The following is a 26,331-nucleotide window of genomic DNA, read 5'->3' as shown; positions in this document are numbered from 1 at the left end:
TCTATGTTTTATAGGGTTCGGACGATACTCATCTATGGCAGGTGTAACGGTCTACACGACAGAGAACTGCCCATACTGTCGGATGGTCCAGGCGTTCCTCCGGAAGTATGGGGTTACCTACGAGACCGTCGATGTCGGGAAGGATCGGGAAGCGGCCCGGGAGATGATCCGGGTTTCGGGGCAGCGGGGGGTGCCGGTCACGGTCTTTGGCGATGTGGTGATCGTCGGGTTCGATGCGAAGAGACTCCGGGAAGTTTTCGGGACGTCGAAGGCGGAGGAGGTCAGCGATGTGGTGATCGCGGGCGCCGGACCGGCCGGGCTGACGGCTGCGGTCTACTGCGCCCGGAAACTCATGAAGACCGTCGTTGTATCGGAGAACATCGGCGGGCAGGCGACCTGGAGCTGGGCGATCGAGAACTACATGGGGTTCCCGACGATCACGGGGGCGGACCTCCTTAAAAAATTCGAGGACCAGGTCCGTGGACACGACGTCGACCTTGAGCTTGACAGTATCGAGAGCATCCAGAAGGAGGATGAGGCCTTCGTCGTCCGGACGGTCTCGGATGCCGTCTATCGCTGCCGGACGCTCATCCTTGCTCCCGGGAAAGAGCCCCGGACCCTGGGCCTCCCGGGAGAGGCCCGGTTGATGGGGAGGGGCGTTTCCATCTGTGCGACCTGCGACGCTCCGCTCTTCCACGATAAACCTGTCGCCGTCGTCGGCGGCGGAAACGCGGCCCTCCAGACCGCTATCGAAATGACGAAGATCGCAAGTTCCGTGGCCCTGATCGCCCGGAGAGCGCTCCGGTGCGACGAGGTCTACATCCTTCGGGCGGAGGAGGCGGGGGTGCGGACCTATCTCCACCACGAAGTGACGCAACTTCACGGGGACGCGACTCTCTCCGGGATCACGGTTCGGGACCGGGATACCGGGGAGGAGGAGGCCCTCGATGTCGAGGGGCTTTTCCTCTCGATCGGGCTTGCGCCGAACACGAAGTTCCTTGCGGGCCTGGTGGCGTTGAACGAGCGGGGGGAGATCGTCATCGACGAGAACGGCCATACGAACGTCCCGGGGATCTTTGCGGCCGGGGACGCGACCTGCGTCAAGGCCAAGCAGATCATCGTCGCCGCCGGCGACGGGGCGAAGGCGGCGCTCGAGGCGCACGAGTACTTCGAGCGCCTCATGGGCGGGCAGTCCACCTGCGCGTGAATTATACCCGGATGCCTTCGGCGAGGGCCCGGCGGATGAGGGGTTGCCGCTCCGGACCATCCCGGCGAACTCCTCGCCGGTGTAACAGAGGGGTTCGATCGGGAGGTCGGTGAGATCGAGGATGGCCGCTGCCCGTTTGTGGTGCCGCTCGGGGAAGTCCCCGACGACGATCAGGTCGACGTCGCTTCCCTCGTGGAAGTCCCCGCGGGCGAGGTCCCGGACCTGCCCGATCACCCGGAGAGCGACCGCCTCGCGGCACTGCAGATCGAATCCGCGTACGCGATGCATTCTTCGGCATCCTCCCGTTCGTAGTATTCCGACGGCTATTGTAATAGATGCTCCGAGCAGGATGCACCAGAGGTTTGAGAGACCCTTTTGCGACGACCTCTCTCATTCCCGGGTCCTGGGTGGAGAGGGAATGATTATACCCATAATTATTATGGATATAATCATTCCGCCGCCCGGTATCAGGAAGCATAACCTCGACTGACGGAGCACCTGTTGGCCGTGGGAGAGACACGCTTATCTCTCTGCAGGGTAGATTTTCTCTCATGATACGGTCGGTGGCGCCCGCAGCCGTCCTCCCCCGGGAGACGGGTCGATGATCGAGGGTTTTCTCCGGGCACGGACGAACGGGGTGCTCACGCGGGCCGCGAACCTCATCGCCCGGACGGGGGCGACCCCGGACCTCCTCACCGTGCTCGGGTTCCTCGGGATGGGGGGTGCCGGGGTGCTCTGCACCGCCGGTTCGTTCTTCGCCGCCGGAATCGTCGTCGCCGCATCGTGCATCTTCGACGCCCTCGACGGTGCGCTCGCCCGCACGAATGGTGCCGCTTCGGCTTTCGGCGCGTTCCTCGACTCGTTCCTGGACCGCTACGCGGAGGCGGCGGTCTACGGCGGACTCCTCGTTTACTACATCGGGGCGGAGACGGCGTGGGGCGTCGAGGCCGCGTTTGCCGCCACGGTCGGGTCGCTGATGGTCAGTTACGCCCGGGCCCGGGCAGAGGGGCTCGGGATCGAGTGCCGGGCCGGATTCTTTGCCCGGCCGGAGCGGGTCGCGGTCATCATCGCCGGGCTCGTCACCGGCCTTGTCCTCCCGGCTCTTGTCATCCTCGCGGTTGCTACGAACGCCACCGCGGTCGAGCGGCTCTTCCGTGTCCGGCGGGCTACGCTCTCCCCGTCACGGCCTCCTCGGTCACCGTGAACTCCCCGGTCGCGCCGGCGATCGAAAAGTTCCCGACCGTCTTTACGCCGTAGGGGTTGCCGGTCGTGGAGTAGGGGACGACGAAGGTCCCGTTCTCGCTCTGCTGCCGGTAGACGAACTCCCGCCCGGTGTTGGTGACGACCGTGACCTCAATCACCCCCTCGCCCGGGATCACCGCGCCTTCGACGCGCTCGAAGACCTTCACGCTCGTCGTTCTGTCGGGGGAGGACTCATAGATGAGCCGGTAGTGCTTGAGCGCCGGGATGGCCTCCGGCGGGCTTGCGATATCGCTCCCGAAGATTGCGGCCTCACCCGATCCGGAGTACGCCTCGACCGCCTCCCGTGCCCCGGCGGGGTCCATCCTCTGGCTGGCGGTAAGCCCCGCGTAGCCGGTCTCCGGGACCGATCCGGTGTCGTACTCGGCGTAAAGAACCTCTGACGGCTCTACGAGTGTCCCGTCGAGGGTCTGCAGCCGCGCGACCATCGTCTCGTAGTAGCGTGCTTTGAAGAACATCTCGATCCTGTAGGTATCCTCTCCCACCGGCACGAGGAGCGCCGTTGCGTACGGGTTGATCCCCGCCGTCGTGTTATGCCAGCTGGCGATGGACGGGAACGTTGCGACGGCCATCCTGCCGTCGGTGACGATGTAACGGGAACCGGCCGCCGCAAGGGCCGCATCGGCCTCTCTTTCCGTTCCGGCGAGGAAGAACCTGGTGGCGGCGTCGACGTGGTCCTGGAAGGGGTTGGTGGCCGGTATCCTCTGCGCGATGAAGGTGATCCAGTGGCCGTAGTCCCACCAGGACATGACGCTGTAGGAGTCCGCAGGGTAGGTGAAGTTGTCCTTCTTGTAGGTGGCGTAGTAGTCCACGCCGAGGTCGGGGGTGTTCGCGTTCATCCACTCGAGGGCGTCCCGCCAGTCGTCGGCAAGCATGGTACGGGAGACGCCGTTTTGCGCGTAGCCGATGTTTTCTGCGGCCGAGGCCCCGACGAGGATGACAGCGAGCGCGACGGCGAGCGCGACGGCGCCGACCTCAGGGACGGGGACCGTCTTCTTTCTCTTCTTCTTTCCTTCAGGCTCCCGGAGATATGCGACCGTCTTCCCGAGCCCAAATCGAAGCGCCCACGCGATGAAGACCGCCGCAAGGAGCGCAAGGTTCACGGCCAGGTAATACTCGAACCGGAGGTGCTGGATGGTCGCGACGAGGATGACGACCGACCAGACGATGGCAAAGAGGAGTTCGGGGCGGTTTTCGCGCCGGGCCCGGAGAGCGAGCACCGTAAGTCCTGCCGGGATGAGGAGGAGACCGACGTTGAAGCTCTGCCACGCGAGTGCGGGGTCCCAGGCCCCCATCTCCCGGATGGCGGCGGCCGTCATGTCCTGTCCGAAGAACGTCACGAGCCCGTTCGTCATCGTCCTCCCGACGGCGGAGAGGTTGAGGAAGGCGACCGCGGCGACGGCGAGTGCCGCGAGCGCGGCCAGGTACTCGCGCCGCCTCCCCCGGAGGGCCACGGAGACCCCGGCAAGGAGGGCGGTCGCTCCGATCAGGAGGAGGTAGGCGTAGACGTGGGCGACGGAGTAGAGCGAGAGCGACATCGAGTCGACCATGAACCCCGATAGGGGCAAAAAGACCGTCGGGACGGCGAAGGCGACGGCGTTGACGACGAGGAGCCCCTCCGGTCCGGTGCCGTCGAGGTGGTTCCGGACGGCCTGGAGGGCCGTGAAGACGCCGGCGATGAGCACAAAGAGGATGATCGTCGGCATGACGAGGAGGCCGAGGAGGTATGCGATCCCGGCGCCGAGGGCGAGGAGCGCGACGGGGAGAACCGTCCTGTAATCCCGGAACGAGACGGGGTGCCGGGCGGCATACGCGAGCGCGGCGATGTAGGCGAGGCAGAAGAGGGTCGAAAAGAGGGTTTCGGCGACATGGTGGTCGACGAACCCGAAGATCGACCGCGCGAAGAACGACGCCGAGACGATCGGGATGAGCCCGGCGGCGATGAGTCCGGTCTTCCTTCCGGCGACGGCCTTCCCGGTGAGGTAGACTACCGGGACGACGGCGGCCGCGAGGAGCGGGGGGACCCACGCGGCGACGTAGACGATCTCGGGGCGCGATGCCGCCCCGGCGATGATGCAGGCGGTGGCGGTGATGAACGGGAAGAGCGGTCCCCATGCGACTTCTTTACCGGTCGGGTAGGCGGTCATCGGATCGAACCAGGCGTAGCCGGGGTAGTTCGCCACCATCGCCTCGATCTGGCGGAGGTTGTACCAGGAGTCGGTGCCGATGAGGCTGGTGAACGAGCCGTCGACGAGCGCGGCACTGGGGATTGCCCGGAGGAGGACCGCCACGATCATGAAGAGGAGCAGGGCAGCGGCGGTGAGGGTGGATGTATGATCTTTTTGTGCGGCAGGAGACATAGGTCGTAGGTTGATCTTGGCGGCTGCCGGTAATTAAGGGGTATGACTGGAGGGGGGCGGGTGAGATCTGTGGTCCGGGCTATCTATCTCACCAGTTTCAACAGGGCCAGAAAATGAAGAGGTAACTACAGGAAAGCCTGGAATCCTTCAGGCGAGGTTCCGGCCTGAAAAAGAGTTGTCTGAAGCGTCTTTGGCGCAAGGGTCTTTCCGGGGTGTACGGGAGCGGTGACGATGGTGCCGCTCCGGGGGATCTTTTCCCGAACAAATGCATCCGTGCAGTGTGGATGGGGATGCGGCCAGCACCCGGCCTCTCCCTCCCGGCCGGGGCCTCACCGGCGAGAATACTCCTTGTGCGCCCTCTCGATCGTCACGATCTTCTCGATCTTGACGATGCTCTCCTCATGCTCGACGATATAAAAAACGGTGAAGGATCTGCTGATATGGAGGCGATAGACTGCAGGGGGATGGGGATACTCAAGTTTCTCTTTGTTCCCTCCCGGAAACGGGTCCTCCGCGAGTTCCTGGATCTTTTCGACGACGATGCGCCGGGTTTTTGGGGGGAGCCGCTTTAAGAACTCCCGTGCCTTCCTCTCGATCAGAACGGTGAACACGCTCTCCTCTCACCGGTGCCTCAGTCGTCCTGCAGGAGGTCGTCCGGGTCGAAGGCTACGAACTCGCCGGTCTCCTCTATCTCGACGATCATCTTCCAGTCGCGATAGTCCCGCTCGCGCCGGATCATCCGGCCAAGCAGCTCATCATAGCTCTCTCCGGCCTCTTTGAGGTCGTGCAGGTCCCTCCAGGTAGGCTTTTTCACGGGAATGCGCTTGATCTGGCTGCCGGTATCGCTTGTGGCGGAAGACATGCATCTTCGTGGATCGCCATGATATTTATTGGTGTGCACATTTATCACAGTGAATAAATGTGCCCTAATGGGCACCCCGACAGGACAGGTACCGGGGTGCCTGCTCCGATCCTGCCGAAACGTCGCACCTTCGGTCTTCTCGAACTCCTGCCCTTCGGCCAGTCGTTCCCCAAAACGAATACCCTTATCCCCCTCCTCCCGCAACCTATTCCCTGAGGGTATCCCCTGAAGATCGCCTATGTCTACGACGCCGTCTACCCCTGGGTGAAGGGCGGGGTCGAGAAGCGCATCCGCGAGGTCTCGGTTCGGCTCGCGGACCGGGGCCACGAGGTCCACGTCTACGGGATGCGCTGCTGGAGCGATCCGGCGACGATAGAGCGGGACGGGGTGACCATCCACGGCGTCGCTCCCGCCGAGGCTCTGTATGCCGGCGGACGGCGGACGGTCCCGCAGGCGCTCCGGTTCGGCCGGTCGGTTCTCCGGCCGCTCCTCTCCTCCGGCGCCGACGTCGTCGACTGCCAGAACTTCCCTTACTTCTCCTGTTTTTCGGCGAAGGCGGCGTCGGCGCTGCGGGGGTTCCCGCTCGTGGTCACCTGGCACGAGGTCTGGGGCGACTACTGGTATGACTACCTGGGTTGGCGGGGGGCGTTCGGGAAGACCGTCGAGCGGCTGACCGCCGGGCTCACGGATCACCACATCGCTGTCTCGCCCTCGACGGCCCGGGCCCTCGAGGGTCTTGGGGTTCCGGGCCCCATCCCGGTCGTCCCGAACGGTATCGACACCGCGCGGATCGCCGCGGTTGTCCCGGCGGCGGAGGAGTCGGACGTCGTCTTCGCCGGCAGGCTGATCCGGGACAAAAACGTCGACGCCCTCCTCCGGGCGCTCGTGCCGGTGCGGGATGAGGTCCCCGACCTTCGAGCGCTGATCGTCGGCGACGGCCCGGAACGCCCGGCGCTCGAAGCCCTCGCGCGCGACCTCGGGCTTGACGGGGCGGTGACCTTTACCGGTTTCTTTCCCGATCACGACGCGGTCATCGCCGCGATGAAGGCATCAAGGGTCTTCGTCCTCCCCTCGACCCGCGAGGGCTTCGGGATCGCGGCGCTGGAGGCGATGGCCTGCGGCCTCCCTGTGGTGACGGCGGACCGCCCGGGGAACGCAGCGAGGGACCTCGTGCGGGACGGGGTGAACGGGTTCCGCTCGGGGCTCTCGGCGGGGGAGATGGGGGAGAAGATCCTGGCGGGGCTCGACCTGCGCCGGGCATCGGACTTTCGGGCGGCGGCGGCAGCGTACGACTGGGGGCGGATCACCGATATGCTCGAAAAGGTTTATCAAAAGATCTAACCAACCCTGACATCAGGTTTACGCCTTTTGATTTTCAAGACCTCTACGGGGAACAGATTGCATGTCATGGAAAGATCGGAGCGTTTTAATCACCGGGATAAGCGGGTTCGTCGGGTCGTACCTGGCCCGATACCTGATCGACGAGGGTGCGCACATCTATGGACTTGTCCGGCGGCGGGCGGACGGTGCCATCCCTCAGAACATCGCCTTGAAGAAGATCGAAAGCGGCATCACTTTCCTTGAGGGAAATCTGGAGGATATCTCCGGGCTTGCCACGGCGCTCGACGTCGCCCGACCGGATACTATCTTCCACCTTGCTGCTCAATCCTTCGTTCCCCGCTCGTTTTCACACCCCATCGAGACCGCCCAGATCAACTCCATCGGCACGAACAACCTCCTTGAGGCGGTGCGCCGGAAGGACTGCGACCCGACGATCATCTTTGCCGGGTCGTCCGAGGAATACGGGCTGGTCTTCAGTTCCGAGGAGCAGTACGAGCGGTTGCGGGCGAAGTACGGGACGATCTATCCCGCACCGACCTCGATCCCCGAAGTGCCGATCAAGGAGACGAACCCCCTCCGCCCCATGTCGCCGTACGCCGTGAGCAAAGTCTACGGCGACCACCTGATGAGGAACTACTTCTACACCTACGGCACGAAGGCTATCGTCTCCCGGGCCTTCAACCACGAGGGGGCCGGGCGCGGGAGTATGTTCGTCACCTCGGTCGTGACGAACCAGGTGGCGAAGTATGCGGCGGGGGATCTCGACCACATCACCATCGGAAACGTCAACGCCTTCCGCGACTGGTCGCACGTCATGGACACCATCCACGGCTACTGCCTGATCGCCGATGCGGGTCACCCCGGCGACGTCTACAACCAGGGCTCGATGCGGACGACCTCCGTCCTCTCTTACATCCTCCTCTCCCTTGAGAACGCCGGGATGCCGGTCGACCGGATCGAGAGCGTCAAAAACGGTAAGGTCGTCGAAGCGCCGACCGAGAAGGACGCGTCGGCCATCTTCGGCGTGCCGTTCGAGAAGACGAAAGTCGACCGGATGCTGCTCGAAGGAGAGATTGAGTTTACCGCCGGCGACCAGGGCATCATCGTTAAATCGGGCGAGAAGAAGATCTCGGTGCTCTTCGACCCGGAGCGGTTCCGGCCTGCCGAGGTCCCGATCCTCTTCTCCGATACGACGAAGATCCGGCATCTCGGGTTTTCGACCACCTACAGCGTTGAGGACATCATCCGGGACCAGCTCAATTTCTACATGGACGAGAAGAAGCGGGTATGAGAGTCGCGATCTTCCATGACTATTTCGGGGCGATCGGGGGCGGCGAACGGGTCGTCCTCGCCCTCGCGAAGGTCCTGAACGCCGACGTCATTACGACCGACACGGATGCGGCCGCGAAACTGGACAACGGCGTCCGGGTCACGAGTCTCGGAAGTACGGTCAAACTCCCCCCGTTCAAGCAGATCTCCGCCGCCCGGAGGTTCGCCGCAGGGGATTTCTCCGACGACTACGACTTCTTCATCTTCACCGGGAACTGGAGCCACCATGCCGCCCGGCACCACCACCCGAACCTCTGGTACTGCTATACGCCGGTGAGGGCGTTTTACGACCTCTACGGGACGTTTCTGTCGCGGCAGGGCTTTGTCTCCCGGCAGGCGTTCAGGGCATGGGTGGCGCTCTCCCGGAGATCGGACCGGCGTTCCGTGGGCCGGGTGGATACCATCGTGACGATCTCGGAGAACGTTCGGCAGAGAATCCGCACCTGCTACGGCCGCGATGCGGAGGTCGTCTATCCTCCCGTCGACGTCTCCCGGTACCGCTGCGAAGGTTACGGCGACTTCTGGCTCTCGGTGAACCGCCTTTATCCGGAAAAAAGGATCGAGCTGCAGATCGAAGCCTTCCGGTCGATGCCGGACGAGCGTCTGGTCATCGTCGGCGGGTATGCCGCCGGGGACCATGCGGGCCGGTATGCAGCCCGACTTATGAAAGACCTTCCGGAGAACGTCGAAATCCGGGGTGAGGTCTCCGAAGAGGAACTGATCGACCTCTACGCCCGGTGCAGGGGCCACATCTGCACGGCCCTGGACGAGGACTTCGGTCTGACGCCGGTGGAGGCGATGGCTGCCGGCAAGCCGGTGGTCGCGGTGGACGAAGGGGGATTCCGCGAGACGGTGACGGCGGATACGGGGGTGCTCGTCGATGCCGACCCCGGAAGGATTGCATCGGCGGTCCGTGCGGTCTCGGCCGACCCGGAGCGTTACCGGGAGAACTGCCTGGCGCGGGCGAGCGTGTTTGATGGTTCCGTCTTCGCGGAGCGGATCCGGCGTGTGGTGAACGATGGCGTTTGAACATCTGCGGACTCTCTATGATTACCGGAACCTCATCTGGACTCTTGCCTGGGGAGATTTCAAGCAGCGCTACAAAAACTCGGTCCTGGGGTATTTCTGGTCCCTTCTTGAGCCGCTCCTGATGCTCGTGGTCCTCTATGTGGTCTTCTCGAACTTGATGCGCGTCCAGGTGGAGTATTACCAGCTCTTCCTGCTGCTCGGCATCATCCTCTGGAATTTCCTCTCCCGGGCGACGTCCATGGGGCTGAATGCAATTCTCGGAAAACCAAGTATGGTGCAGAAGATCTACTTCCCGCGCGATATCCTCGCGATCTCGTCCTGCATCACGGCGCTCCTGATGAGCATCTTTGAGTCCCTGGTCTTTGTCGCCTTCATGGCGGCCTTTCGGGTGCCTCTCTCGGCAAACCTCATCTACGTGCCGCTGGTCCTGGTGCTCCTCTTCCTGGTAGCCCTGGGGCTCTCTCTTGCCCTTGCCGCGCTGAACGTCTTTTACCGCGACGTCCAGTTCATCTGGGCGGTCGTCCTCCAGGCCGGGTTCTTTGCGACCCCGATCCTCTACCCGGTAACAATCTTCGGCAAGGAACTGCAACGGATCTTCCTTCTTAACCCCATGGCCCACATCATCATGGCGGCACGCGACACGATCATCTATTCCACCCCTGCGGCAGCCGGGTCGCTCCTCTACGCGGGGGTTGCGGCCGTGCTCATCCTCCTGATCGGATACGCCGTCTTTGCCCACTACGAACCCCGTTTTGCGGAGGAGATGTAAATGAGCGTCATCGACGTCGAGCATGTAGGGAAGGTCTTCCGCATCCCCCACGAGAAGCGGACGACGGTCTTCGAGGCCCTGACCGGTCTTCTCAGGCCGACGGACTACGAAACCTTCCCCGCCCTGCGGGACGTGACGTTCTCGGTCGAAGAAGGGGAGATGCTCGGGATCATCGGGGAGAACGGGAGCGGGAAGAGCACGCTCTTAAAGATCCTCGCCGGGATCATGCGGCCGACGTCGGGGACAGTCTCCGTCAACCGACGGCTCACGCCGTTCCTCGAACTCGGTGTCGGGTTTAACCCGGACTTCACGGCCGTCGAAAACATCCGGACCTACGCTACGATCATGGGCCTCTCGAAGCGGGAGATCAACGATAAAGTCGACGAGATCCTGGCCTTTGCCGGGCTTGAAACATTCCGTGACGCGAAACTGAAGAACTTCTCTTCCGGCATGCAGGTGCGGCTCGCGTTCTCGACTGCGATCCAGACCGACCCCGAGATTCTGCTGATGGACGAGGTGCTCGCCGTCGGCGACATGGAGTTCCAGCAGAAATGCATGGATGTGCTGAACCGGTACCGCAACGAGGGCGTCACGATCGTCTTTGTCTCCCACGACCTCGGTTCAGTCCGGCGGTTCTGCGACCGGACGCTCCTCTTGAATCACGGAGAGCAGGTGGCCCTCGACGAGACGGACGTGGTGATCGACCGCTATGTCTACGGGAAGATGGCGGAGGAGCCGGTGGCCCCTGCTGCCGAAGCGGCATCCCGGGGGAACATGAAAGTGGAGATCACGGGGGTGACGTTCTTCAACAAGTTCGGCGCAGAAAGCACCCGGTTTAACGCCTTCGACCCGATGACTGTTCGGATCTTCTACTCGGCACGGGAGCGGATCGCCGGCCCGGTCTTCGGGATCGCTCTCTACTCCGAACGCGGGGAGCACCTTTACGGGACGAATACCGAGTTGAAAGACGTTTCGATCGGGTATATCTCCGGTGAAGGACATATCGATCTCCGGATAGACCGTATTCCGATGCTCGCCGGGCGTTTCCTGCTGACGGTTGCGGTTCACACCCACAGCGGGGAGCGTTACGACTGGCAGGATAAAGCGTATTCGTTCGACGTTATCCCCACAGGGAGAGATGCCGGGCTCTTCGATATTCCCTGTATATGGCGGCGGTGAGGAAGGTATTATGAGTGGCACTCCGTTTGAGATCAAAGACGACGAGATCAACGTCGAAGAAATCATGCAGAAGATCCGGGAGAACATCCGGCGGCGGAAGGCGGCGGGGGTCTACCCGGCGGACCCGGACCCCGCCGGAGTTCCGCGGGCTCCGGCCGGTGGTGACTCCGGGATCGCCCGGGACCTTGCCTACCTCTCCGGCAACTGGAACATCCAGAACAACAGTTACTTCATCAGTTCACACCGGCCCGTCGCCGGGAAGGTCCTGGTGAAGGGTCGGGAACTCATCCACGGGGAGGTGCGCCGCTACGTCGACCCGGTGATCTGGAAGCAGGCTGAGTTCAACCGGGCCACTGGTCGGGTGCTCGAAGGCGTGACCCGGCAGGTATCCGGGATCGAGAGCCTCCGGGAGGAGATCCTGTCTGAGGTTGGGGAGCAGGTCCGGTCTGAGGTTGCGGCATTGGCCGCAGAGATGAAGGCCGAGATCACCCGGGAAATCAGGGAGCAGGTGCAGGCCGCGATCCTTGCCATGGACACCGATATCGAGAACCGGACCTGGCTGGCGAAGGTTCTTGAGGAGAGAGCGCTCCGGAGTGCACCCGGGGCTGTTGAATCTCCGGGCTCTCCCTCCACCGATGCCGGGGTGAACTACTTCGCCTTTGAGGACCACTTCCGTGGCTCCCGGGAGGATATCAGGGAGCGGCAGCGGGCGTTCGTCCATTACTTCGAAGGCTGCAGCAATGTGCTCGACATTGGCTGCGGCCGGGGGGAGTTCCTGGAGTTGATGCGCGATGCGGGCGTCAACGCCCGCGGTGTGGACCTCGACGAGACGATGGCGGAGTTCTGCCGCTCCCGGGGTCTGGAGGTCGAGTTGAACGATGCGGTCTCGTACCTTGAGCACCTCGACGATTCGAGCCTCGACGGGGTTTTCATCGACCAGGTCGTCGAGCACCTCGAGCCTGCCTATCTTGTCCGGCTGCTTGAGCTCTGTCACCGGAAGATGAAGTTCGGCTATTATCTCGTCGCGGAGACGGTGAACCCGCTCTCGTTTGTCTCACTTGCAAACTTCTACATCGACATGACCCATGTTCGGCCGGTCCATCCGGCGACGCTGAAGTTCCTGTTCGGGGCTGCGGGTTTCAGGGAGATCGAGGCTCAGTTCTCTTCACCGGTGCCGGATGAAGTGAGACTGCGGAGGTTGCCGGTGGATGAAGGGATGGGCGAAGCGGAGAAACAGCGGGCTGAGATCTACAATATGAATGTAGACCTGCTGAATGGTACGCTATACGGGGCGCAGGACTATGCGGTGATCGGGAAGAAGTAATCTTGGTTGTGGTGGGGCTATGGCATATGAGTATCAATTAAAGTGTGAGGGCATAGGTTTTGAAGAAGGTGTGGAGTTATTGAAGGAGCGGGTAAAAAACCCGGTAGTGATAGGAGCCATCAATAATACCAATAGCGAATGTGTAGCAGAAATTATTGATACTCTATCTTCTATTGGGGTTTCAGTAAGACATTTTAAAGTTGATAAAAAGGGGTATTTTGAGTTTATATCTAAGGCAGGATATAAAAACAAATATCCAGACTACTATAAAGATAACTTCTACGAAAAAACGGTGGAACATTTCCTATGCTACAGTTTTCTAGATCTTAGGCATGATGACAAATTCATAGATATTGCAAGTGAACATTCTCCCGTCAAGGATATTTTTAGTTCTCTTACCGGTTGTGTCGCTTACTCCCAGGATATTATGTATAAGCCGGGGATTCATGGGGATAAGATTGGCAGTAATGCTTCAGACCTTCCTGTTCTAGATCAATCGTTTAACGCTGCCGTTGCCACATGCAGTATAGAACATTTTGAAAACAAGTCAGATGTTCTCTTTATGAATGAAATGGAACGAATACTGGTTAAAGGTGGGAGAGTTGTCATTGCTCCGCTGTATATCTACTCTAAATGTTGTTGTCAAACCGATCCTCGATATTCGATCCCGGGAAACGTATCCTTCGATGACGATGCGACTATATATTGCACCAAAGGCTGGGGCAATCGGCATGGGAGGTTTTATTCTCCGGAGTCTCTTTTCAAGAGGCTTATCGCGCCAAATAGAAATATGGAATTTGTGGTATATGTACTTGAAAATTTAGAAGAAATAGATCCTTCTGTCTATTGTAAGTTTGTTCTGGCAGGGACACGCATATGAAAATCGCGATTGTTGCGCCAAGCCCCGTGCCGTTTACCATAGGTGGAGCAGAACAACTCTTTTGGGGCATGCAGGATGCAATACATGAGTATACCCCTCACCAGTGCGAACTCGTTAAAATCCCCACAAGAGAAGATAATTTCTGGAACCTCATTGCGTCGTATTACTCGTTTTACACCCTCGATCTCTCGCATTTCGACATGGTCATCTCTACCAAATACCCTTCCTGGATGGTTCAGCATGTTAATCATGTCGTGTACCTGATTCACCCCCTGCGAGGGCTATACGACACCTACCACTTATGCAACCTGCCCCGGGAGACTCCCGGGCATCTGCGTGTCGGGCTGGTTGAAGAGATCGTTGAGGTTATTCATGGGAACCACTTCCATCAGGATACTGTAAATGGTGTCTTCGAAAACCTTCGGCTGCTGAAAGAAGATGAGGCACATTATAGTCCGGAGACGTTCCAGTTTCCCGGGCCTTTTATTCGAGATATAATTCATTTTTTCGATAGGTTCGCACTCTCCCCTGAGAGAATTCAACGGTATTGCACGATGTCGGAGACCGTGCGCCAGCGGCAAGATTATTTCCCCGTTGGTGTAAACGTCGATATCATCCATCCACCACCGAAGTTGGACTACTTTACTAACACTGGATGTGATTATCTTTTTACGGCGAGCCGCCTTGACGAACCGAAACGGATAGATCTCATCATTAACGCCATGAAATACGTTCCTCATGACCTCAAGTTGAAGATTGCCGGCACGGGACCCGATGAACTGAAGTTAAGGAGAATTGCGAAAGACGATAAGAGGATTGAATTTGTCGGTTTTGTGCATGAACACGAACTCCTCGATCTCTACGGGCGGGCGTTGGCCGTCGTATTTACTCCGTGCGCTGAGGACTATGGTCTGATCACGCTTGAGGCAATGCTAAGCAGGAAACCTGTGATTACGACAACGGATAGCGGTGGACCACTTGAACTGGTGCAAGAGGGGCAGAATGGATTTGTGGTGGAGCCTGATCCCCGGGAGATTGCTGAAAAGATAAACTACTGCATTGAACACCCCGAAGAGACCAGGCGAATGGGTGAAAACGGCTACAGGACTGTGCAGGATATTACCTGGGAAAATTTTGCCCGTCGGCTTCTTGGTGACGACGGCGTTTGGCAGCAGAAAAAGAAAAAGATCCTGGTTCTGGCTACTTATTCGTGCTATCCTCCAAGGGGCGGCGGTCAACACCGGCTCTACAATCTGTATTCGCGTTTAGCAACGCGCTATGATATAACCATCTGTTCCATTGTCGAGTCGAATAAACCGTATCAAGACCTCACGCTTAAAAACGGGCTCCGGCAGATCTGCCTCCCTCAGAGCCCGGAACACGCCGGGGCACAGTGGAAAGCCGAGAGAAAGGCGGGGGTCAATCTCTATGATGTTGCGATGATCGATCACGTTGCATTATCGTGCAATTACGTTGATGCTGTAAAAGAGTTGATGGAACAGTCCGATATCGTTATTTTTGCCCACCCATATCTCTTTTCTTTGTATAAGCCTCTTGGGCAAGGGAAGAGAGTTATCTACGATGCGATTGATGTTGAATATCAGCAAAAGAGAGATTATATCAAAAATGGCGATTATCTCGAGGAAGTGTTTGAAATTGAGAAGATTGCCTGTGGGGCGTCGGATGTTATCTTTGCGATATCAAGTGAGAACAGGGAGCTTCTTGTAAAGTTATATGACGCCGATCCCGATAAGATCTTCATTGTGCCAAATGGGGTTAATTCTCATCTGTTCCGGGCAAGTAGCGATGAAGAAAGAGAACGGCTGAAAGAAGGTGTTGGAGTTTCAGGAATTCCAACAATATTGTTTGTTGGAAGCTGGCACCCTCCTAATCTCAGAGCATTACGGTTTATTGTCAAAGATCTCCTGACTCAGTGTAAAAATTGCCTCTTCCTCATCATCGGCAGTGTAAAGGATTATTACAATCAGGAGTATGGTACGTTGCCAAAGAATGTACTGGCGTTCGGCACAGTGGACGAGGATGAAAAGCGTGAATTGTATAAACTGGCTGATATTGCCATCAATCCTATGTTCGGTGGTTCCGGTACAAACCTGAAGATGCTGGATTACATGAGTGCCGGTATCCCTGTTGTAACTACACCGATCGGTGCGCGAGGTATTCCCATAACGAATTATGAGCATGCTATTGTATGTCCCCCTGAACAGATGGCCGGGAAGATTCAGGAATTGATCTCCGATAGCCGGCTCCGTGAGCATCTTCGGAATAATGCCCGAAGTCTTGTAGAGGATGGGTTCTCCTGGGATTCTATCGCCCGTCGTCTGGAGGAGCGTTTGCAGAAATTGCTCGATACTGAATTGCTTGATCGAGAGTACTGAGTATGAAGATTGCTTTTGTCGTTCAACGGTACGGAGCGGACATCGTCGGGGGGGCGGAGTACTTAACCCGGCTTTTTGCAGAGCACCTGATACGCTATCATGATATCGAGGTTCTGACTACCTGCGCGAAAAGTTACCATACCTGGGAGAACGAGTACCCTGAAGGGACCGAAATCGTCAATGGAATTCCGGTTAGGCGGTTTAGGAACACTGCAATAAGAACTCCGGCGAAAATTTTGCAACTTCAAGAGCGAGTTTTTTACCATGCTCATTCTAGAGACGACGAACTCCGCTGGATCGAGGAAAATGGTCCGGTTTGTCCCGGTCTCATTACATACCTCAAAAAAAACGCAGACGAATTCGACTGTGTCATTTTCTTTACATTTCGATATTACCAGAGTTATCACGGCGTAATCGGCGTCGGGAAAAAAGCAATAATTGTGCCGTTTGCAGAGGATGACCCTGCACTGGATCTCGCAACCACCAAAGAGATCTTTTCCCATGCTGCGGGAGTAGTTTACAGTACTCCCGAAGAGCGCACCCTCATACGGCAGAGGGTGCGCTTTGATGAAACCGGGAAAATTGTGGATGTCGTCGGGTCCGGTATTGAGACCCCCGGGGCCCTTCGGCCGGTGAAGGTGCCATCCGAATATATCCTCTATCTTGGAAGGATCGAGGGTTCCAAAGGGTGCTACACGCTGTTTGAATTCTACCGGCGAATGGCAAATGAAATGGGATCGGTGCCTTATCTCGTACTTGCGGGCCAGGATGCGATTGGAGTTCCCAGACACAAGAAGATTGTCTATTTAGGGTTTGTTTCTGAAGAAGAGAAGGCTTCACTTCTACACGGTGCGAGATTCCTGATCATGCCTTCGCCGTACGAAAGTCTCTCGCTGGTTACACTTGAGGCAATGGGGTGCGGGACGCCTGTCCTGGTAAACGGGGAGTGCAGTGTACTGAAGGGCCATTGTGTTAGGAGTAATGCCGGTTTGTGGTATCAGGATTACGACGAATTCAAAGAATGCACCCGATATCTGCTTGAAAACGATCGGACCCGGGTTCGTCTGGGCGAAAACGGGAAGAGGTATGTTGAAAGCAATTATCAATGGGATCGCATCGAGCAGAAGTTCCTCTCACTGCTAAGAAGGTTTCAGGATCTCTCTGCAGACGGATCTCGATGAGATCACCTCCGATGGGCTACGAACTTCCGTTACACCTTACTCGGAATACTCGTGTACAATAGTTCGACCCTTGAGCCGTAGAGGAGGTCGGAACGTGGAAACGACTTTTACCCTGAGAAGCACCTTGCGGTGCTTCCGTTCCGGTTCTAGCGAACCCTCGCGCGTCTCACCCGGCGGTGCTCCTGTTCCGGGCTTTCTATCCGTTGCACTCGCAAACTCTTCGCATTTTCCCATGCTCCTGCCCTCCGGCCCGGCGCGTATCGCCTCGCGGGGAGCGATTGCCGGTCCGGCAGGAGTTTGAGAAACTCGAAGAATTTCGAGTGGGGGCCGGGGAGGTGCACCCGGCGGCAGGGTGGCAGGTGCATGAGCGTCGCCGGGTACGATTGGGTGTTCCACTCATGTTAGAAGATTTTAGAATAACCCTGTATTTTCAGTCCGGGCAATTTCTTATTTTTTTATCCGGCATGTGCCGAAATATTGGAGTATTTGGGTAATAATAAGGGTCTATTTTTATATTTGAGTTTTTTTAAGCGTTTATTGATTAAATAATCAATTAAAAACATCAGAATGATGTTTTAACCATTATTCGGTGTTTTATATTAATTCTGATCATCTTGAGATCCTATTTTTATGTTATGATCTTTCAGAAAGATCTGTTGATCATTATATGATCTCTGGATCGTCCAATCAATTTGAGAAATAAAACGCATTTAAATTTGAATTATACGGTTTTTTATTGGATCTATGGTTAAAACAGATCTTTATAGTGCTGTAAGGTATAGAATGATTTATAATTGGGTAATGCATAGACAATACTTGCGCAACCTCTCACTGGGGGGCCAGACCGGTGTGTACTCGCTCTATACAACTACATCTCGACAGGAGGGAGTTCCGGTGAGGGGGGGCCGCGCATTGCTGAATGATGGAGATGCAAAAGGGATTTAGTGAGTATTCAGGTGAAATGGATGATGAAGCGTAACGTGAATAAGTTCACCCTGGCAACCCTGGTACTGGCTTTTCTCGTTGTTGTGCCTGCAGTGGCGGCACAAATCGAAGAGGGCCAGTCCGTCGTTTGCCGCGACGTGAACGGAGAGATCGAATGGATCATCGGGATTCCCGGTGAATCGAGACCCGTTGACCAATTCAACTGGGGGGTGACGGGTGACACGCCCGTCGTCTTAAACGGTCAGGCTGGCGTTGTCCGCGAAGTCAAAGAAGGCGGCCTCAAAGGCAACCTCCAGTGGATCATCAAGAAGTCCGACGGTTCGACTGAGCGGTTCTACTGGGGGCTGAAGGGTGACACGCCCGTCGTCTTAAACGGTCAGGCCGGCGTTGTCCGCGAAGTCGGGAGCAACCTCAAGTGGTTCATCAAGGGTTCGCCCGCGTTCTGCTGGGGGCTTACTGCGAAGGGTGACACACCCGTCGTCTTAAATGGTCAGGCTGGCGTTGTCCGCGAAGTCAAAGAAGGCGGCCTCAAAGGCAACCTCGAGTGGTTCATCAAGAACCCTGACGGTTCGACTGAGCGGTTCTACTGGGGGCTGAAGGGTGACATACCCGTCGTCTTAAACGGTGAGCCCGGCGTTGTCCGCGAAGTCGGGAGCAACCTCAAGTGGTTCATCAAGGGTTCGCCCGCGTTCTGCTGGGGGCTTACTGCGAAGGGTGACACACCGGTGTTCGTGCCGGTTACAGGCGCGCCCGTAGTGCCCAGCGTTACGGCAGTTGACGAGATCGCCGACATATCTGTTGCCTTTAACACGACGTTCGACAAGATCGGTCTCCCCGCCCGGGTTAACGTTACTCTGAGCAACAGTGAGGTCGAGGAGGTCGGAATCGACTGGACCGCGGCCGAAGGCGTCTACAGCGCAACAGAGGTGGGCACCCAGACACTTGAAGGCAACCTCACCATCCCGATCGGCATCACCAACCCCGGTAATCTGACGGCCAGGGTGAACGTCACCGTAGGAGAAGCGCCGTTTATCGTCGCCAATGTTACGGCGGTCAATGCTACGCACATCAACGTGACGTTCGCGGAAGGCACCGGGATCAAAGAAGCCGACCTCGAAGAGAAGGTCATCAATCTCAGCGCGGCTGCGGCCACCCTGAATGCGACCTATGTCGCGGGAAGTCTCGATGGACTGACGACGGCGTTTGCCCTTGACGAAGGTCTTACTCTTGAGGATGCACGGACCTACGACTTATCTGCCGACTGGGCGGCCTTTGCTGAAGTTTCCTTCATGGCAAGGATTGCCGACCCGACCCTCACAAAAATCGTGAAGGTGACCACGGGGGTCCCAGCGGTCCCGGCGGGGCAGCGAACCGTCATTGAGTTCAAGGCGCTTGACCAGTATGGCGACCCGATTGCAGTCAATGCAACCACCATGGCGAAGACAACTGCAACGGTCGCGGTCGGGACCGTGGAACTCCGTCCGCTGATGGATAGCGAATACACGTATACTGTCGGTTACAACAACGTTACCCTCAGGCCAGATCTGCCCCTCAACGAGGGTTATAATCTGAACGTCACGATCAAGAAGGACGGAACAGTCCTTGACACCGACCTTGAGTATACCGTCGGGGCGAAAGAGACGCGGGTTGCTGCCGCACTCGAACTGACCGCCGATAAGACTTCGATGCCGGCACAGGATACCGCAAACTTCACCGTCCGGGTGACGGACCAGTTCAACACCACGATGAAGGTCGGCGCTGATGATATCAGGTGGATGGTCGATAGAAACAAGGCTTCCATCAGCGGTTACCCCATAGATGGTAGCGACACCCTGAATCTTACGCTTGACGAGCCCGGCACCTACGAGATAACGGCAGCATACGGCGATAATCTGAATCTGCAGCAGTCTCTGCCCCTGATTGTCGGCGCTGCTGAGTTGACCAGCATCAATGTTACATTTAATGGTTCAACGAACGTTACAGGCACCAATTTGGAACCGTTCGTCTCCGATAGGGTTACCGCGAACAAGGGCGCAGCATTTAACGAGGGCGATCTGAAGTTCAATGTGACCGCCTGGCCTGAAGGGGCTACATCGGACGACATCTGGCTCAAAGCCGGACCTGAAGGTGCTACACTTGACGACGGCATCTATGTCACCGTCAAGACGTATGTCGCAGGCAATTACACATTTATTGCCTATGTCGGCGAAAACTATGCGAATGCCGTCTCAGCGCTTGCAGTGACCGTGAACACCACTCTTAACACCACCGTCACCTCGATTGAACTTGAAGAGATCGGGGAGAACGAGGTAACTGTCGGATCTACGATCACGAAGAACCTTACCTTCCGGAATATGCATGGGGAAGAGCTCCTGGTCCCGGAGGGCAAGGTAGAGGTATCTACGTCCAACGCGCGGATTAACGTTGGAAACGTCACCGATGGTGTCAACAATGTTATCGCACTCAATATCGCGGGTGTTGCCGAAGGTAAGGCCGAAATCCGCATTGTTGAGAGCGAGGGTGCCAATCTCCCGGTGTCGTTCACGGTGAAGCCTGCGGGAACGATTACCTACGCCACCCTGGGAGACCTAGTCAGCGAACACAATGAGTGGGCTAAAGAAGATGCCGTGGCTTACATGCCGGTAGAGTTCATCGACCAGTACGGCAACACGATGTCCCTGGAAGCCACTACGGGAACGGACATGGTTAAAGTCTACAACACCACAGGCGATGTGACAGGCAACTTCGCGGTCGATTGGGCAAAAGCCGATGCGACTAAGGAAGGGTATGGGCAGTACACCAGTGCTTCAGGCACCGACGTTATAGCGGCGATCCAGCTGAACAGCACCGTTGCGGACCCGGGAGACTACACGCTCAAGATCGTCAAGGGCGGTGAGACATTAGCCGAAAAGGCGTTTGTTCTCAACCCGGCGAGAGAACTGACGAGCATCACGCTCTCCCCGGCCAGCGCCAGCGTTACCAGGGGAGCACAGACTTCTGACATCACCGTATGCGGATACGACCAGTACGATGCGCTTGTCAACATTTCCAGTATGACTGTGAGTGTGAACTCCGACCCGTCCACCGTCAATGTCACTATGGGTGATATAGCCGCCGACGGCTCAAACCTGACCTTCACATTACAGGCTAATGCCTCGTGCACGGCCACGATCTCCGTCAACTCCGGTACTGCGACTGCGAATACCGACTTTGCGTTGACTGTTGGCAATGTAATCGACCGTATCAAGATCCAGGGCCAGGCAGCAAATGTAACACCGAGCGGTAACGAGTCTTACAGAGCAGACCTGACAGGCGACAAGCCGGCATGGGTTATCCTCGGCGCGAGCGACAATACGATCGCGCTTGATGTAATAGCATATGGTGCCGATGGTAACGAGGTTGGGTATGACTGGAGCGATTTGATATGGGAAATCACTGGTAATCAGTCTGAGTGCATTGTTACGGTTGAGAAAAACGGTAACCCTGGTATCGTCACCATTGACGCTTCGAGTTCCGCAGGGAATCTCGGTCCCTTTACCGTCGAGGTAACCGCACCGACTGGTGGTGACGCGGTTGTGAGCGACACGCTTAGCATCAGCATAAGCGCGGAAGATCCGACTGCCACCTCCGATTATTACGTTGCTGAAGATTGGGCAGGTAAGACCCGGCTCGACAGCATCTCTCTTGACATTACGGAGAATGAGTCTGTCTACATCTGGGCGACAGACCAGTACGGCCGGCTCACGTTTGTACCTGCAAACGATGGTTCCCTGACTTATAAGGATAGCAGCAAGATCCTTGTCTTCGATTCGACGGGAGACGCACTCAATTTCTCCGCCACAGAAGTCACAGGAACCGAATTGCGTCTATTCGAGGGCTCGGATAAGGTGTGTGGGGTACCGGTGACGGTTACGGGGTCCACGGTGTTGTCCACTGTACTGGTTGGGTTGACCGGCGCTGAGGGCGACTACGATCCGGAAGTTGAGGCGAACGTCACCGTGACGGAACCCACGGCAGAACCGACAGTGGAACCGACAGTGGAACCGACGGAGGAACCGTGAACACCTCAGGGGTGTAGAGGAGAGAAGTAATCACCCCCTTCCCACGGGAAGGAAGAACCCCAAATCCCCCGGGGAGCATCTCTCCCGGGGATCTTCTTTTTAACGACGACACCCCTGGATTCGTTGTCCTATTCCTGTTCGCGGGCGAGAATATGCGGTTTCGTCCTTCGCGATGAAACCCGGTAGCGGCGGCATCGTCCCTCCCGGGAAAGTCTCATGTGCCTAAATCTTCCTCGTTGCCGGTGAACGTTATAGGGGAGACAGGGTCCTGGTCGGTCCATCCCCTGGAACGGGTTTCCACCGGATTGCGCCCTGCCTTGAGTTCGGTTTACGGGGCGAACCAGGATGTGAAACGGATTGTCGATGGTTCGCCGGGGAACCCCCGGGCCTTACAGGAGTTTTTTTGCGGCGACTCTGTTGTTGCGATGGCGAACGGCATCCGAACGTAAGCGATGACAGCGAGGCCTCTGTCTTCACGAAAAAGTCCGGCCCGGCAGGAAAATTGCCCGACGGTTTCTGCTCTCTCCTTCAGGTTCCGGTCACTCGGCCGGTGGCGTAGAGAGTATACCCGTCGCGGGACCGGCTCGCAACAGGGTAGTCCAGGGAACTGTTTGAGACAAGGTAATCGGATTCCGCTAAAAAGCTCTCCTCGATCGGCAGTACGGTTAACTCTCCCGGAGACCAGAAGGTCGTGGAGAACCACCCGACGGGGTACCACCCCCGGTCGAACGCCACGGGGTCCACCATCACGGTACTCCCCGGGGACGCGTGCTCCTGCAGGTAGCGTCCGATCTGGTTCACGTTCTCTATGTGGTCGGAGAATGCTACCTCTGCGCTGTACGTGGGAACGGTCAACAGGACCGATCCGATGATGAACAGCCCGATAACGGTGAGGAAACCGTGAGGGTGGTTCAGCAGTGCGGATGGTACGACGACGCAGACAACCGCAAGGAGGAGCATGATGCCGGCAAAAGGCACATACTCCTGAAGATAGGGAAGGTAGTTGATCCCGAACATATTCGGGAACTTGTAGTAGGTGTGCGGCAGCGAAACCGCCATGATCGATACCAGCACGAGACCGGGAACCAGAAAGAGCTTCCCTGCCTTCCGGTTCTCGTGCGACAATGAAGAGCCGCTTGCACGCAGATATCCGGTGGCAAGTATCCCGAACAAAAATAGGACCGGAACGACCGGGTCCAGGTAGCGCCCGAAGATGGCGTAATACTGGTCGCCTGTGGTATAGATCATCTGCATATGCGTAACCGTGATCACCAGCAGCCCGGCACTGAAGGTCAGGCAATACACGATGACCGCCCGCAAGGCCGGAGCCTTCTCCGGACAGAACTGCCGGAGATGGACACCGGGGCCCGGGATGCTACGTTTAAGGGCTCCAGCGATGAAGGCCAGCGCGATCACAAACACGAAGATATACCCGGACAATGCCAGGTACTCGATCTCGTGCAGCACGAGGGTGGAGATGGTCACGAACAGTTCGATATCCGAGATGGCTTCGACAAGTGTGCTGACATAAGCTCCCGTGCTATAAAGGGATGGCCCGGTTGCGACAGCCCTCTTATAGATGCCCCAGAGGAGGAACGGCACCACAAAAGAACCGAGCAGCACCGTCTTATCCTTCACCGCCTTGAGTCTCTCTCCACGCTCCATACCGATGATGAAGAACGCCAGTGCCGCGAACAAGGCAATGCAGAAGACCAGGCCGGTCTCCCTGGTAAAATATAGATAGAAAATAGATATTCCTGCAAGAAAACCCCACCCTATCGAATTATGTTCGAAGGCTTCATGCAGGAACCAGATAGAGAAGAGTGTCAACGGGATGAAGAGGTTCTCACTCATAAGTACGAAGGTGTAAAGCGTTACTGCAGGGAGTACCGCTATGAGCAGCGATCCAAGCAGGGCCTGTTGTTGCGTGATGTATTTTTTGAGGATGTAATATGATGGGAAGATTACCGAAGAGGTGAGGACGCTGTTCACGATCAGCATGATATGGTATATTACGGTTTTATCACCGGAGAAGAGGTAGGCGGTCGATAGAAGTATCGAATATCCCGGCGGATACGTCTGACAGTACAGGAGATCGCTGAACAGTTCGCCATGCACGATATTCTGAGCAATATTGTCATACACGGCCTCATCAGCAAAAATCCATGGCGTTTGCATGGGCATTGTGAGGATCGATTTGATCACTACAAGGGCGAAGAAGGTCCCGATCAGGTAGTAGATCTCGTTGTTGGTTCTTAAATTCAGGTATTCCGGCTGGAATCTCACGGTGATATCTCCTGTTCACTCCCAATTGTTTGAGCGCTACCTTCCTGCTTGATCATTCTTTTTCAGTCATAAAATACCTTTAGCTTCCCTCTCGTCACCCCGCGGCCGTCTATTTTCTTCCTTTCGTTAACCTCTGCTCCTCTGGCAGAAGCACGTTCACGGCGACGACCATTATGACTGCGAGTCTGGAACATCAGTAAAATCTCCGTAATGAAAACGATCCTCTGGCTAAATAAAAAACGCTCTATCCTTTCATCCCGGCAAGTTAAAATCAAAGTGATGGATGATGAGTAGTGAGAATCTATTCGTCTTTCACGCTACACTCGCTCGCACGTCACCGGGACCAGACGGTCGGCGAAATGAGCGCCCTCGCGTCTTCCGGAACAATTCGGTAGCGCTCCTCCCCTCTTTTACCAGAATCAGAAGCCCGCCGTGAGTCGAGCGGGGCTCGAGACTTTTCTTAGAATTTGATGTTTTCAGTAATATTCTCATACACTACAATTTGATTTAAGCCAATCTCAAACTGACCATAATATTTCAATGTCAAACCCGTCTTCTGAGAGATATTGACAAAATCCTGCTTCTTCAACAGGCTTTGGTGCTGCTCAACCCCTTCCTTACTGAAGAGTCCGAACTTTGAACCCAATTTAAGGATCTCATTGGCTAGCGGTGTGGGTGTCGTGATGATAATCCTCCCCCCCTCCGTTAGATTCTTCTTCAGTTTTTGCAACGTATGGGCAGGCTCATCTAGATGTTCGATCACGGCCGCCATAATTATGGAATCATATCTATGATCTTGGAATTTAAAATCACCAAGAGCATGGAATTGTACCTTCTCCTTGTCCGAGTACAGTTTCCTAGCATACTTTATGGTTGAATTATCTATATCTATTCCAATGTATGTTTTTCCCGGGAACGCCGCTGCAAGTTTTCCGTAACCACATCCATAATCAAGGATGATGTTGCCTGCTACATGTTTCATGATCTCGTTCATTCTCCGTTTTTCAAGAAGCGGAGAGAGCAGGCCGGTAATTTGACCTTTACATTTTTTCATACCATAACTCCTCAGGACCGTGGATGTAGAATATCCATCCTTCCGGATTTTACCATATGCATCATACTCCCGCATTGCCGCTTAGATGTCCATTCTTTTCTTCTGTTTGGGAGACCATCTCTGTATCGGCACTCGGTTATGATTTCATTCATAATAATGTTCAAATTCGAACCTCCGGTCGATCACTCCACCTCGCATAACGCCATCACCCAGAGAGTCGACGGTTTAATCTCGACTATATCTAGGTCAGCACTAATTAGGAGCTTTTCGAAGTCCTGTAATGACCAATGGTTGATATGTCCTGGAGTGTTGCCGAAATTCTCCAGGTATTTAAGTCGCAGGATATTCCCAAACCTGAAATATGGCTCATTTGGTACGCTAAAGAATAGATATTTTCTCGCAACATTCTTCATTTCCTCAATGGCCCTGTTGTAATCGGTCAGATGCTCTAAGACTTCGTTCGCCAGAACGAGATCATAAGTCCCACCCAGCGACTGTAAGTCGTAAACCGAGCATTCTGAGAACCGTAATGAAGGATGACTTTGTTGAGCGATTTTAATAACTCTCTCTGAGATATCGGTGCCTTCTATGGCGATACCGAGGTTCTGGATATGCTGAGTAACATACCCCTCTCCACATCCGATCTCGAGTGCGAGGTTAATTCTATCTTTTATTGGGACGATGAGCCCATCCAAATCTTGGAAATACTTCCGCATTAACATCTGCACGGCTGGATTATTACTTTCATACTTATTGTAGTAATTTCCCCCACCATCAAACTCCTTGGGCATTCTGATCACCTTATTCCTCTGTAATTGTTCTCACGTTCGGATCTGTAACTCAATAATGTGCCTGCATTTTATCTAAA

The 26,331-nt window shown here is 56.4% G+C and carries 19 protein-coding genes; 13 read left to right on the top strand and 6 right to left on the bottom strand.

Features of this window, described 5'->3' with window-relative positions; all coding sequences use genetic code 11:
* Window positions 1-34 precede the first annotated feature (34 nt).
* The 3 genes from BRA42_RS11260 (at window position 35) to BRA42_RS11250 (ending at window position 2,411) form a co-directional block, all read left to right on the top strand.
* Window positions 35-1,207 carry an FAD-dependent oxidoreductase gene (locus BRA42_RS11260; RefSeq protein WP_342770622.1) on the top strand — a complete coding sequence of 391 codons (1,173 nt, stop codon included), beginning with the start codon at window positions 35-37 and terminating at the stop codon, window positions 1,205-1,207.
* A 138-nt stretch (window positions 1,208-1,345) separates the two neighbouring features.
* Complete coding sequence (locus BRA42_RS11255) at window positions 1,346-1,519, top strand: hypothetical protein (RefSeq protein ID WP_342770621.1); 174 nt, start codon at window positions 1,346-1,348, stop codon at window positions 1,517-1,519.
* 289 nt (window positions 1,520-1,808) lie between these two features.
* Window positions 1,809-2,411 carry a CDP-alcohol phosphatidyltransferase family protein gene (locus tag BRA42_RS11250; RefSeq protein ID WP_342770620.1) on the top strand — a complete coding sequence of 201 codons (603 nt, stop codon included), beginning with the start codon at window positions 1,809-1,811 and terminating at the stop codon, window positions 2,409-2,411.
* Here the strand turns inward: BRA42_RS11250 and BRA42_RS11245 are convergent.
* The 3 genes from BRA42_RS11245 to BRA42_RS11235 form a co-directional block, all read right to left on the bottom strand.
* Window positions 2,374-4,827 carry an oligosaccharyl transferase, archaeosortase A system-associated gene (locus tag BRA42_RS11245; protein WP_342770619.1) on the bottom strand — a complete coding sequence of 818 codons (2,454 nt, stop codon included), beginning with the start codon at window positions 4,825-4,827 and terminating at the stop codon, window positions 2,374-2,376. The genes BRA42_RS11250 and BRA42_RS11245 overlap by 38 nt on opposite strands.
* 329 nt (window positions 4,828-5,156) lie before the next feature.
* Window positions 5,157-5,438, bottom strand: a complete 282-nt coding sequence (locus tag BRA42_RS11240; RefSeq protein WP_292406160.1) for a type II toxin-antitoxin system RelE family toxin — start codon at window positions 5,436-5,438, stop codon at window positions 5,157-5,159.
* 20 nt (window positions 5,439-5,458) lie between these two features.
* On the bottom strand, window positions 5,459-5,689 hold the full coding sequence (locus BRA42_RS11235; protein ID WP_342771226.1) for a hypothetical protein: 231 nt from the start codon (window positions 5,687-5,689) through the stop codon (window positions 5,459-5,461).
* Between the two features lie 264 nt (window positions 5,690-5,953).
* On the opposite strand from BRA42_RS11235, the gene BRA42_RS11230 reads away from it, so the two are divergent.
* From BRA42_RS11230 to BRA42_RS11185, 10 genes are all read left to right on the top strand, one after another.
* The gene (locus tag BRA42_RS11230) at window positions 5,954-7,030 is read left to right on the top strand and encodes a glycosyltransferase (RefSeq protein ID WP_342771225.1); all 1,077 of its coding nucleotides are present in this window, start codon (window positions 5,954-5,956) and stop codon (window positions 7,028-7,030) included.
* Between the two features lie 61 nt (window positions 7,031-7,091).
* Window positions 7,092-8,321 carry a GDP-mannose 4,6-dehydratase gene (locus BRA42_RS11225; RefSeq protein WP_292406153.1) on the top strand — a complete coding sequence of 410 codons (1,230 nt, stop codon included), beginning with the start codon at window positions 7,092-7,094 and terminating at the stop codon, window positions 8,319-8,321.
* Window positions 8,318-9,388 carry a glycosyltransferase gene (locus tag BRA42_RS11220; protein WP_292406150.1) on the top strand — a complete coding sequence of 357 codons (1,071 nt, stop codon included), beginning with the start codon at window positions 8,318-8,320 and terminating at the stop codon, window positions 9,386-9,388. Before BRA42_RS11225 ends, BRA42_RS11220 begins: the two co-directional genes overlap by 4 nt.
* Complete coding sequence (locus tag BRA42_RS11215) at window positions 9,378-10,157, top strand: ABC transporter permease (protein ID WP_342771224.1); 780 nt, start codon at window positions 9,378-9,380, stop codon at window positions 10,155-10,157. Before BRA42_RS11220 ends, BRA42_RS11215 begins: the two co-directional genes overlap by 11 nt.
* Window positions 10,158-11,336: an ABC transporter ATP-binding protein gene (locus tag BRA42_RS11210; protein WP_292406145.1), complete on the top strand. Its 1,179-nt coding sequence runs from the start codon at window positions 10,158-10,160 to the stop codon at window positions 11,334-11,336.
* A gap of 10 nt (window positions 11,337-11,346) precedes the next feature.
* A complete protein-coding gene (locus BRA42_RS11205; protein WP_292406142.1) occupies window positions 11,347-12,660 on the top strand; it encodes a class I SAM-dependent methyltransferase in 1,314 nt (437 codons plus the stop codon).
* 19 nt (window positions 12,661-12,679) lie between these two features.
* Complete coding sequence (locus BRA42_RS11200) at window positions 12,680-13,540, top strand: class I SAM-dependent methyltransferase (RefSeq protein WP_292406139.1); 861 nt, start codon at window positions 12,680-12,682, stop codon at window positions 13,538-13,540.
* The gene (locus BRA42_RS11195) at window positions 13,537-15,936 is read left to right on the top strand and encodes a glycosyltransferase family 4 protein (protein WP_292406136.1); all 2,400 of its coding nucleotides are present in this window, start codon (window positions 13,537-13,539) and stop codon (window positions 15,934-15,936) included. Before BRA42_RS11200 ends, BRA42_RS11195 begins: the two co-directional genes overlap by 4 nt.
* A gap of 2 nt (window positions 15,937-15,938) precedes the next feature.
* Window positions 15,939-17,117 carry a glycosyltransferase family 4 protein gene (locus BRA42_RS11190; RefSeq protein WP_292406133.1) on the top strand — a complete coding sequence of 393 codons (1,179 nt, stop codon included), beginning with the start codon at window positions 15,939-15,941 and terminating at the stop codon, window positions 17,115-17,117.
* Between the two features lie 965 nt (window positions 17,118-18,082).
* Window positions 18,083-22,123 carry an Ig-like domain-containing protein gene (locus BRA42_RS11185; protein WP_342771223.1) on the top strand — a complete coding sequence of 1,347 codons (4,041 nt, stop codon included), beginning with the start codon at window positions 18,083-18,085 and terminating at the stop codon, window positions 22,121-22,123.
* 528 nt (window positions 22,124-22,651) lie between these two features.
* Here the strand turns inward: BRA42_RS11185 and BRA42_RS11180 are convergent.
* The 3 genes from BRA42_RS11180 to BRA42_RS11170 form a co-directional block, all read right to left on the bottom strand.
* Window positions 22,652-24,409, bottom strand: a complete 1,758-nt coding sequence (locus BRA42_RS11180) for a glycosyltransferase family 39 protein (protein ID WP_292407079.1) — start codon at window positions 24,407-24,409, stop codon at window positions 22,652-22,654.
* A gap of 460 nt (window positions 24,410-24,869) precedes the next feature.
* Window positions 24,870-25,538, bottom strand: coding sequence for a class I SAM-dependent methyltransferase (locus BRA42_RS11175; protein WP_292407082.1), 669 nt, complete (start codon window positions 25,536-25,538; stop codon window positions 24,870-24,872).
* 107 nt (window positions 25,539-25,645) lie between these two features.
* Complete coding sequence (locus tag BRA42_RS11170; RefSeq protein WP_292407086.1) at window positions 25,646-26,254, bottom strand: class I SAM-dependent methyltransferase; 609 nt, start codon at window positions 26,252-26,254, stop codon at window positions 25,646-25,648.
* Window positions 26,255-26,331: the final 77 nt, after the last annotated feature.

Source organism: Methanoculleus sp. UBA374 (genome assembly GCA_002508705.1).
Classification (GTDB): Archaea; Halobacteriota; Methanomicrobia; order Methanomicrobiales; family Methanoculleaceae; genus Methanoculleus; species Methanoculleus palmolei.
Note: the sequence above shows the minus strand (reverse complement) of the source record. Positions and strands in the feature narration are given on the sequence as shown.

Bases quoted from the DNA above. Each gene is read 5' to 3' on its own strand.
- BRA42_RS11225 (WP_292406153.1), top strand. From the start codon at position 7,092: ATGTCATGGAAAGATCGGAGCGTTTTAATCACCGGGATAAGCGGGTTC.
- BRA42_RS11250 (WP_342770620.1), top strand. From the start codon at position 1,809: ATGATCGAGGGTTTTCTCCGGGCACGGACGAACGGGGTGCTCACGCGG.
- BRA42_RS11195 (WP_292406136.1), top strand. From the start codon at position 13,537: ATGAAAATCGCGATTGTTGCGCCAAGCCCCGTGCCGTTTACCATAGGT.
- BRA42_RS11175 (WP_292407082.1), bottom strand. From the start codon at position 25,538: ATGCGGGAGTATGATGCATATGGTAAAATCCGGAAGGATGGATATTCT.
- BRA42_RS11210 (WP_292406145.1), top strand. From the start codon at position 10,158: ATGAGCGTCATCGACGTCGAGCATGTAGGGAAGGTCTTCCGCATCCCC.
- BRA42_RS11190 (WP_292406133.1), top strand. From the start codon at position 15,939: ATGAAGATTGCTTTTGTCGTTCAACGGTACGGAGCGGACATCGTCGGG.
- BRA42_RS11200 (WP_292406139.1), top strand. From the start codon at position 12,680: ATGGCATATGAGTATCAATTAAAGTGTGAGGGCATAGGTTTTGAAGAA.
- BRA42_RS11205 (WP_292406142.1), top strand. From the start codon at position 11,347: ATGAGTGGCACTCCGTTTGAGATCAAAGACGACGAGATCAACGTCGAA.
- BRA42_RS11185 (WP_342771223.1), top strand. From the start codon at position 18,083: ATGATGAAGCGTAACGTGAATAAGTTCACCCTGGCAACCCTGGTACTG.
- BRA42_RS11260 (WP_342770622.1), top strand. From the start codon at position 35: ATGGCAGGTGTAACGGTCTACACGACAGAGAACTGCCCATACTGTCGG.
- BRA42_RS11170 (WP_292407086.1), bottom strand. From the start codon at position 26,254: ATGCCCAAGGAGTTTGATGGTGGGGGAAATTACTACAATAAGTATGAA.
- BRA42_RS11220 (WP_292406150.1), top strand. From the start codon at position 8,318: ATGAGAGTCGCGATCTTCCATGACTATTTCGGGGCGATCGGGGGCGGC.
- BRA42_RS11245 (WP_342770619.1), bottom strand. From the start codon at position 4,827: ATGTCTCCTGCCGCACAAAAAGATCATACATCCACCCTCACCGCCGCT.
- BRA42_RS11215 (WP_342771224.1), top strand. From the start codon at position 9,378: ATGGCGTTTGAACATCTGCGGACTCTCTATGATTACCGGAACCTCATC.
- BRA42_RS11235 (WP_342771226.1), bottom strand. From the start codon at position 5,689: ATGTCTTCCGCCACAAGCGATACCGGCAGCCAGATCAAGCGCATTCCC.